The sequence below is a fragment of the Janthinobacterium sp. TND4EL3 genome (genome assembly GCF_900156175.1).
GTDB lineage: Bacteria > Pseudomonadota > Gammaproteobacteria > Burkholderiales > Burkholderiaceae_D > Janthinobacterium.
Genome location: NZ_FTMV01000003.1, coordinates 469,895 through 477,574, shown reverse-complemented (window position 1 = coordinate 477,574; position 7,680 = coordinate 469,895). Strand labels below are relative to the sequence as shown.

Sequence of the window (7,680 nt, the reverse complement as noted above, 5' to 3'; positions counted from 1 at the left end):
GGATCCAGGCATCTGACGCGTCCGGCACGCCGCCGGGGCGGCCACGCCCGCCAGCGCGGCATTTCCAGTGAACAGGTCTGCATCGTGGTGGCGCGTGACCGCACGGGACAAACCCTCGATTTCGTCACGGGAAAAGGGGCGCTGACCAAGGCGCAACTGCATGCCTGCCTGCCACCCGTGATCGACAAGGACGTCTTGCTGGTCACCGACGGCCATGCCGCCTATCGCGCCTTCGCCCGTGCAGCGGGCATCAGCCACGAGGCCGTCAACTTGCGTGCCGGCATCCGCGTGCAGGGCGCCGCCCACGTGCAGAACGTCAACGCGTATCACAGCCGCTTGCGGGAATGGCTGCGCATCTTCCATGGCGTGGCCAGCCGCTACCTGCCGAATTACCTGGCATGGCGCTGGATACTGGACGCCGGGCGCATCCGCTCCCCAGAAACATTATTGAAGGCAACACTGGGAGAGTTCCCACACTTGACGGTGACATAGCCATGTAAAAAGCCCGCCGCATCCTTGCAGACGGGCGGGCTTTTTATCGCGCGCCCTCGGGCGCGGATGTCGGCGGCAAAAACTTAGAAATTGCTATCCTGCTTGCGGCGCGCCGTAAAGCCCAGCAAGCCCAGGCCGATCAGCAGCATGGCGTAGGTGGTTGGCTCAGGGACGGCCGAAATCAGGCCATCCTTGGCGCCGAAGCTGACGAAATTATTGTTGCCAGCCTTGAATTGCGCTTGCTGGCCGCCATCGCAGCAGCCTTCCAGGCCGTAGATGCTCAGGGTGTGATTGCCTGCCGACAAGGAGCTCGAACCGCTGAGGAACTGGCTGCCATTGGTGTAGTTGCCTGCCCACCACATGTCGTTGCTCTTGAAGTCCAGTGCCACGCCGTCGAGGAACAGGGCGCCGCCCTTGCCGAAGTCGACGCCGGTGCGGAAGCTCCAGGCGCCCGCATCGGCCGCGCTGACGCCGAAGTTGATGACGGATTTGAAGGCGATGTTCGAGCCGCTGCCGAACAGGCCGCTGTTGTTGATGTTGTCATAGCTGGCGATGGTGGTCGAACCGTAACCGGCGCCGGGCGTGGCCACGGCGGCGTTCACCACGGACTGGTAAGCGGCGGCGGAAGCTTGCGCGCCGGCGTTCGAGAAACCGGTGGACACGGTGATGGTGCTGGCGTTCGCGTGGGCAAACACACCGACAGCGATCAGGGACAAGGCAATTTTAGGCAAGTTTTTCATGAAGGTATCCAGTAAGTAAATATTCAGTGGGTGCGGCAGGCGGGCGCTGAAGCGGCATGCACGCTGCATTGGGGCGTGCCGGCATAGCGCCAGAATTGCAAGCATGAGCGGTCGGGGGCGTAACTTCCGCGCAAGATCGCGGACTTGCGGCGTGCCATGGCGGCACTGCAAGCGTCCTGGAAAGGGGTCGGGTTCCCGGGACAAAGCCAGACGGTTGACGGGTCAGCTAAGACGTTGAAGCTATTCTATCTTAAATTCCACACAAGAAAAGTATTTTTCTTTTAACCATGAAAGATATTTTTCTAACAAGCACTTTTCTGGCTGCCGAAAGCGCCATGCGCCAAGCCGATGCCGGGGCCGGGCGCCGGGGCGGGCGGCATGCGGCGTGTCGCGGCAGCGCCACAGGGCGCTTTCTCACTGTCGCATCACGCGCATTTCTTTTCGCACGCCGCTGCACCACGCGGTGAAACAGCATGGCAAAATGCATACATGCAGCTATCTGTCCGATAAGGGAGAAAGAGGAAATGGTCGACCTGGAAGAACTACGGTATCTGGCACTGTCATTTCCCGACACCACCGAGGAAGAACACCACGACCGTCCGGCCTTCCGCGTGGGCGGGAAGATCTTTGCCACCCTGCCCGACGACGAGCACATCAATGTGCTGCTCGATGCGGAAGCGGCGCATATCGCCACCGTCATCACGCCCGCCGGCTGTGAAAAACTGTGGTGGGGCGAACGCCTGGCCGGCATCACGGTCTGCCTGGCGGACGCCGAGCTGGACATGCTGGCCGCCGCCCTGACGGCCGCCTGGCGGCGCAAGGCCCCGAGCGACCTGGCCAGGAGCATAGACTGAACGTGGCGGCAAGGCCCGCTACAGCGGCCAGTTACGCAGCAACAACGCCACCATCTGGTGCAATTGCTCGCGCGACACGCCAGCCGCCGCCTGGATGGCCATGCCCTGCGACAGGGTCACGACAAAGCGCGCCTGCTGTTCCGGGCAGGAATCGGCCGGCAAATCCCCCTCGTCCCTGGCGCGCCGCAAGCGGTCGCGCAATTTGATTTCACCGCGCAGGCGGCGCGCAAACAATTCATCGCGGATCGGCAAGGCATCGTCGCTGCAGGCCAGCGCCGCATTCACGCCCATGCAGCCGTGCGGGCCGTCGGGCATCGTTTGCGCATCGACATACTGCGTCAGCAAGGCTTCGATCACCAGCCGCGCCGTCGGCTGTTCCAGCGCCGCATCGAAAAACTGCATGCGCGTATCGCTGTAGCGCTCGAGCGCCTTGTGGAACAGCTGCTCCTTGTTGCCGAAGACGGCATACAGGCTGGGCCGGTTCATGCCCATGGCTTTCGTCAATTCCGGCAGGGAACTGCCCTCGTAGCCCTTTTCCCAGAACACCTTCATGGCGCAATCGAGCGCCTCGTCCGCATCGAAGGTGCGTGGCCGGCCCGTTTTTGCCTTGCCCTCTTGCTCTTTTTTATCTTGTTTCATACCGTTCGGTAAAAAATTTATTGACAACACTGTCTGCCTGCCCTGATTATATACCGACCGGTTAAAAACACTAGACCCGTCTTTCAGGATTTTCACCATGCAAACACCACCCGCTTCCCCCTCTGCTCCGGCCGCCACCGGCGACGATACCACCGTGGCGCCCTGGCTGGCCGTATTATCCGTCGGCATCGGCGCCTTTGCCCTCGTCACCTCCGAATTCCTGCCCGTCGGCCTGCTGCCGGCCATGGCGGCCGAACTGGCCATCAGCAAGGGCCAGGCGGGGCTGATGATCACCACGCCCGGCATCGTCGCCGCGTTTGCCGCCATCTTCGTCACCGTCGGCTCGGGCCGCCTGGACCGCCGCATCGTGCTGCTGGCCCTCACCGCCTTGCTGGTCGCGTCGAACCTGCTGGTGGCGCTGGCGCCGTCGTATGGCTGGATCTTGCTGGGGCGCGCCCTGCTGGGCGTGGGCGTGGGCGGCTTCTGGGCCATCGGCAGCGCCATCGGGCCACGCCTGGTGGCGCCGCAGCATGCGTCGCGCGCAATGTCCATCATCTTTGCCGGCGTCTCGCTGGGCACGGTGGCGGGCGTGCCGGCCGGCGCGCTGGTGGGCGAACTGGTCGGCTGGCGGGTGGCCTTCGGCGCGGCCAGCGCCATCGCCGTGCTGGTCTTCATCGGCCAGCTATTGCTGCTGCCCAGGCTGCCGCCCACGCAGGCCATCCGCCTGCGCCAGCTGCCGATGATCTTCGGCATCCGCAAGGCCAGGCTGGGCCTGATCGCCACGGCCATGCTGTTTACGGGCCAGTTCGCCGCCTACACGTATATCGCGCCCTTCCTCACGCAGATTTCGCACCTGGCGGCGGGCACGGTCAGCGCCATGCTGCTCGTCTATGGCGCCGCCGGCTTCATCGGCAACCTGGTGGGCGGCTGGGCCGCCGGGCGCCACGAGCGGGCCGCGCTGATGGTGACGGGCGCCGTGCTGGGCGTATCGACCCTGGCGCTGGCCGCGCTGGGCAGCCATGCGCTGACGGCCATGCTGCTGGTGGCCGTCTGGGGCTTCGGTTTCGGCGCCATGCCGATTGCCGTGCAGACGTGGATGTTCAAGGCGGCGCCGGAACTGATGGAAGGCAGCAGCGCGCTTTTCGTTGCGATTGTGCAAGTGTCGCTGGCGTCGGGTGCATTGCTCGGCGGCATGGCCGTCGACCGGCTGGGCGTACCGAGCGCGATGGTCGTGGGCGGCGCGTTCGCCCTCGGTTGCGCGCTGACGATTGCACTGTTCGGCAAGCCGCAGGCCAGCGCCAAGGCCGGCGCGGCCTGCATCGCCTCGTAGGTATCAGATGCGGCCGCGCCTGAATTCGCCGAGGAATTTCGCCACTTCGGCCGGCGTCATGGGCACATCCGCATCGCCGTGATACGCATACAGGAAGGGCGTGCCGCCCAGGCGGTCCGTCAGTTTGGCGAACAGCAAGAAGCGGCTGCCCAGCGGGTAGCGCTGCAGGTCAACGAGGCGGCGCGAGCACTGCACGGCCAGTTCCGGCGAAAAAGCCTGGCCCGGCACGGGACGGATTTCCACGCGGCCATGAATGTCGCGCGATTCGACGGCAACGTGCCGGTATGCATAAGTATCACGGGCCATGCCGCCACCTTGAATGAAATAAAGGCGCCATCTTAAGCGAAGTGGGCGCCTGGCGTGCTACTGCGCCACGATGCGCAGCAGGCGGCCGTTGACTTCATCCGTCAGCGCGTACAGGTAGCCATCCGGTCCCTGGCGCACGTCGCGCACGCGCGCGCCGATGTCCAGACGGTCCTGCCCCGTCACCTTGCCCTGCGCATCGACGGCGATGCGGCGGATATCCTTGGCCGCCAGGCCGCCGCTGAAGATGCTGCCGCGCCATGCGGCGATCTTGTCGCCCGTGTAGACGGCCAGTCCGGACGGCGCCGGCGACGGCACCCAGGCCACGCTGGGATTGAGCATGCCGGGCACTTCATGCTTGCCGACGGCTTCATGCGTCTTGTAGTCGGCGCCGTAGCTTTGCAGGGGCCAGCCGTAGTTGCCGCCCGCCACTACCAGGTTCAGCTCGTCGCCGCCGTACGGACCGTGTTCCGTGGCCCACACGCGCCCGGACACGGGGTCGAGCGCCAGGCCCTGCACGTTGCGGTGGCCGTACGACCAGATTTCCGGCAAGGCGCCCTTGGCTGCCAGCGGATTGCCGGGCGCCGGTTTGCCCTCTTCCGTCAGGCGCAGGATGGAGCCCTGGTGCGTGGCCAGATTCTGCGCCTGCTCGCGCGCCAGGCGGTCGCCGATGCGCAGCGGCGGATTGCCGCCGTCGGCCACGCTCATCAGCAAGCTGCCATCCGGCAGCCACAGCAGGCGCGAACCGAAATGCTGGCCGCCGCTCTTGTCCGTGGCGACCTTGAACAGGGTCTCGATGCCCGTCACCTTCTTGCCATCGAACACGCCGCGCACGAGGGTCGTGCGATTGGCGTCGTTGTTGCCGGTCGACACCGTCATGTAGACGCGCTGCTGCGCCTTGCCCGCATCCTGCGGGTGCAGCACGATATCGAGCAAGCCGCCCTGCCCGCCCGTAAACACCTTGGGCATGCCTTCCAGCGCCACATCCTCGAATTTGTTGCCATTGAGCAAATGCAAGCTGCCCAGCTTACTGGTAACCAGCGCGCGCCCCTCGCCCAGCCAGGCGATGCCCCACGGCTGGCGCACGCCCTCGGCCACCGTCTCGGCTTTCCAGCCCTGTCTGGCGGCGGGCGGCTCGCCCGTCGCTTGCAGTTCGGCATGGGCCTGAGAAGTAAAGAATACAAAGACGGCCAGGGCCGCCAGCAAACTGCGGCGATCAGGATGACGTGAAAACATAGGCGTGCTCCTTAGGATGAGGCGGGTCAGCATCGCCAACCCGCCAGGGTCTTCAATCAGCGATACACGAGATAGTATTGCAAACCAGGCGCGTCCACCAATGCATTACCCGTCTGTACCAGCGCTACATGGCTACCATTGCTGCTATGGAAAATACTGATGCCATAGCTGGGCTGTCCGCCGATCGTTGGCAGACCGATATCCGCATCGGCAGACAGGAGCTGCCCCGCCACGCTAAAGCGTTTGTAGGTCGATAGATAGGAGACAGGGAAAGGATAGGTATTGTATTGATAAATTTTCTGCATGACGAGAGCTTCGCCGCGCGTGTCCAGTTGACTGATTGACTGCAATTTCCCTGTCAATCCGAGTTTGCCGACATAGCGTAAGGTATCGGTGTCGAAATAGGTAGCGTCGGCCGTAAAGACCAGTTGCTCCGAAGAAGACAGGAACAAGGGGCCGCCCATCGCATAATCGCCATGGTATGGTGAATCTCCGCTGTCCAGCAATGCGCCGTTGACCGGCTCAACCGTGAAGTAACTGATATCAGTGGGACTCAGTCCCTCCGATATCACCAGTGCCTTGTTTTTCGAGGCAACGAAGACACCCTGCATGGCACCGTAAAACTGGCCGTTGGCATAATCGATCTGCGTGAGCGCGGCGCCGGTAATCAGGTTCAACGACATGACACCCGGCCGCACCCATTGGCCACCAGTTCGCCCAACAAAGTAGGCAATGCCATCATCGCGCAGCATCACTTCCGTGTGCGCACCGCCGGTTGGCATCGTGCGCACTATCTGCGCCGCTTCCAGGTCGACTAGGCTGACACTACCTTCATGCAGCACCGCGGCCAGCTTGCCATTGGTGCTCAGATTCATGGACTTGCCGGCTGCAGGCAACATCACCGACTTGGTGACACCAGTCATAGGATGAATGATCTTCAATGTGTCGGGATTACCAGCCACCACGACCAAGCGGTCCATTGAGCGGCTATACCGGGCATGCTCAGGCTTGAAGTTCAGCGCGGTCACCGACGGCGCCGACGCCAGAACATTCAATTTCAGGTACGCCGTGTTGGACACCTTGCCGTTGCTCACCGTCAGCGACAAGACGTAAGAGCCTGCCACATCCGGGGTAAATGTCAGCTGTGACCGCGCTGGAGCAGCAATGGCTGCCACAGATGCCGCCGGGCGGCTTTCCAGCATCCACTGGTAGCCCAATGCTGCACCAGTTTCGTCATAGCTCAATGCGCCGCTCGCAATCACTGGTGCGCCAGCGATCGACGTTTGCTGAGCGCGATCGATGACGGCCACCGTATCGAGAATGACGTTGTTGTAGGGAGAGCGGTTCGCAGCCTCGAATACATACACGGCTTCGCCATACGCTCCCATGGGATCGGTGCCACGGACACGTACCTGGTAAGTGCCGGCCACGTCGACGACAAAGCGGGCACTCGCCTCGCCCGGCACCAGCGCCGCCATGCTGGCGGCAGGCTTGCCGATCAGTTCCCAGCTAGTCGTCACAGTGTCGCCATCGGGATCGCTGCTCTTGCTGGCATCCAGCACGATACCTGAACCGATGGATACGGCCACGGTCGGCTTGATCACCGCTTCCGCCGTAAAACTGGCGTGCACAACGGTAACGGCATTGGGTACGGTATTATTGACCAGCACGGTAGCATTCTTTTCCGCGAAACCACCCTTGCTGTTGCTGACGCGTACCTTGAATACGTAACTGCCCATGGCATCAGCTTGAAAGCTTAACTTGGCGGCATTCGCGGTGGTCAGGGCAAGCTTGCTGACAGCCGGCTTGGACACGACGCTCCATGCAAAACTCAATGTCCCGCCGTCAGCGTCCTTGCTGCCGCCGGCATCGAGTTCAATCTGCCCACCCATGCTGCCAATGGCGTCGGCGCCTTCTGCGGCCGCCGACACGGCACCGGCAAACAAAATGGCAGGCTGCGGCGCGGCAGCCACGGGCGGCGGCGCCGCACGGTCGCCCCCACCACCGCCACACCCGGCCAGCATGACCATGGCCAACATACCAGCCCCCAACCAGCGCACGACTGGTCCCAGCATACGACTGCGCA

The 7,680-nt window shown here is 63.3% G+C and carries 8 protein-coding genes; 3 read left to right on the top strand and 5 right to left on the bottom strand.

Translation table 11 applies throughout. The features are described from left to right. Window positions 1–492, top strand: a 492-nt coding sequence (locus tag BXA07_RS08145; RefSeq protein WP_139335468.1) for an IS1595 family transposase, incomplete at its 5' end; no start/stop codon positions are given. Window positions 493–575: 83 nt separating this feature from the next. Here BXA07_RS08145 and BXA07_RS08140 read toward each other — a convergent pair. Continuing rightward, window positions 576–1,232: a CCXG family PEP-CTERM protein gene (locus BXA07_RS08140; RefSeq protein WP_076567182.1), complete on the bottom strand. Its 657-nt coding sequence runs from the start codon at window positions 1,230–1,232 to the stop codon at window positions 576–578. A gap of 524 nt (window positions 1,233–1,756) precedes the next feature. Between BXA07_RS08140 and BXA07_RS08135 the strand changes: the two genes are divergently transcribed. Further along, on the top strand, window positions 1,757–2,086 hold the full coding sequence (locus BXA07_RS08135) for an MmcQ/YjbR family DNA-binding protein (protein WP_076567104.1): 330 nt from the start codon (window positions 1,757–1,759) through the stop codon (window positions 2,084–2,086). Window positions 2,087–2,104: 18 nt separating this feature from the next. On the opposite strand, the gene BXA07_RS08130 is transcribed toward BXA07_RS08135, so the two are convergent. Beyond that, complete coding sequence (locus BXA07_RS08130) at window positions 2,105–2,725, bottom strand: TetR/AcrR family transcriptional regulator (protein WP_076567103.1); 621 nt, start codon at window positions 2,723–2,725, stop codon at window positions 2,105–2,107. Window positions 2,726–2,822: 97 nt separating this feature from the next. On the opposite strand from BXA07_RS08130, the gene BXA07_RS08125 reads away from it, so the two are divergent. Then, on the top strand, window positions 2,823–4,055 hold the full coding sequence (locus BXA07_RS08125) for an MFS transporter (RefSeq protein ID WP_076567102.1): 1,233 nt from the start codon (window positions 2,823–2,825) through the stop codon (window positions 4,053–4,055). Between the two features lie 3 nt (window positions 4,056–4,058). Here the strand turns inward: BXA07_RS08125 and BXA07_RS08120 are convergent, their stop codons facing one another. From BXA07_RS08120 to BXA07_RS08110, 3 genes are read right to left on the bottom strand one after another with little or no spacing between them, the layout of a single operon-like run. Then, entirely contained in the window at window positions 4,059–4,361 is a 303-nt protein-coding gene (locus BXA07_RS08120; RefSeq protein WP_076567101.1) for a hypothetical protein, read from the bottom strand. Between the two features lie 57 nt (window positions 4,362–4,418). Continuing rightward, the gene (locus BXA07_RS08115) at window positions 4,419–5,594 is read right to left on the bottom strand and encodes a PQQ-dependent sugar dehydrogenase (RefSeq protein ID WP_076567100.1); all 1,176 of its coding nucleotides are present in this window, start codon (window positions 5,592–5,594) and stop codon (window positions 4,419–4,421) included. A gap of 56 nt (window positions 5,595–5,650) precedes the next feature. Continuing rightward, window positions 5,651–7,633: a PKD domain-containing protein gene (locus tag BXA07_RS08110; protein WP_076567098.1), complete on the bottom strand. Its 1,983-nt coding sequence runs from the start codon at window positions 7,631–7,633 to the stop codon at window positions 5,651–5,653. Between the last annotated feature and the right edge of the window lie 47 nt (window positions 7,634–7,680).

Coding starts and splice junctions, on each gene's coding strand:
- BXA07_RS08125 (WP_076567102.1), top strand. CDS start 2,823: ATGCAAACACCACCCGCTTCCCCCTCTGCTCCGGCCGCCACCGGCGAC.
- BXA07_RS08110 (WP_076567098.1), bottom strand. CDS start 7,633: ATGTTGGCCATGGTCATGCTGGCCGGGTGTGGCGGTGGTGGGGGCGAC.
- BXA07_RS08140 (WP_076567182.1), bottom strand. CDS start 1,232: ATGAAAAACTTGCCTAAAATTGCCTTGTCCCTGATCGCTGTCGGTGTG.
- BXA07_RS08115 (WP_076567100.1), bottom strand. CDS start 5,594: ATGTTTTCACGTCATCCTGATCGCCGCAGTTTGCTGGCGGCCCTGGCC.
- BXA07_RS08130 (WP_076567103.1), bottom strand. CDS start 2,725: ATGAAACAAGATAAAAAAGAGCAAGAGGGCAAGGCAAAAACGGGCCGG.
- BXA07_RS08120 (WP_076567101.1), bottom strand. CDS start 4,361: ATGGCCCGTGATACTTATGCATACCGGCACGTTGCCGTCGAATCGCGC.
- BXA07_RS08135 (WP_076567104.1), top strand. CDS start 1,757: ATGGTCGACCTGGAAGAACTACGGTATCTGGCACTGTCATTTCCCGAC.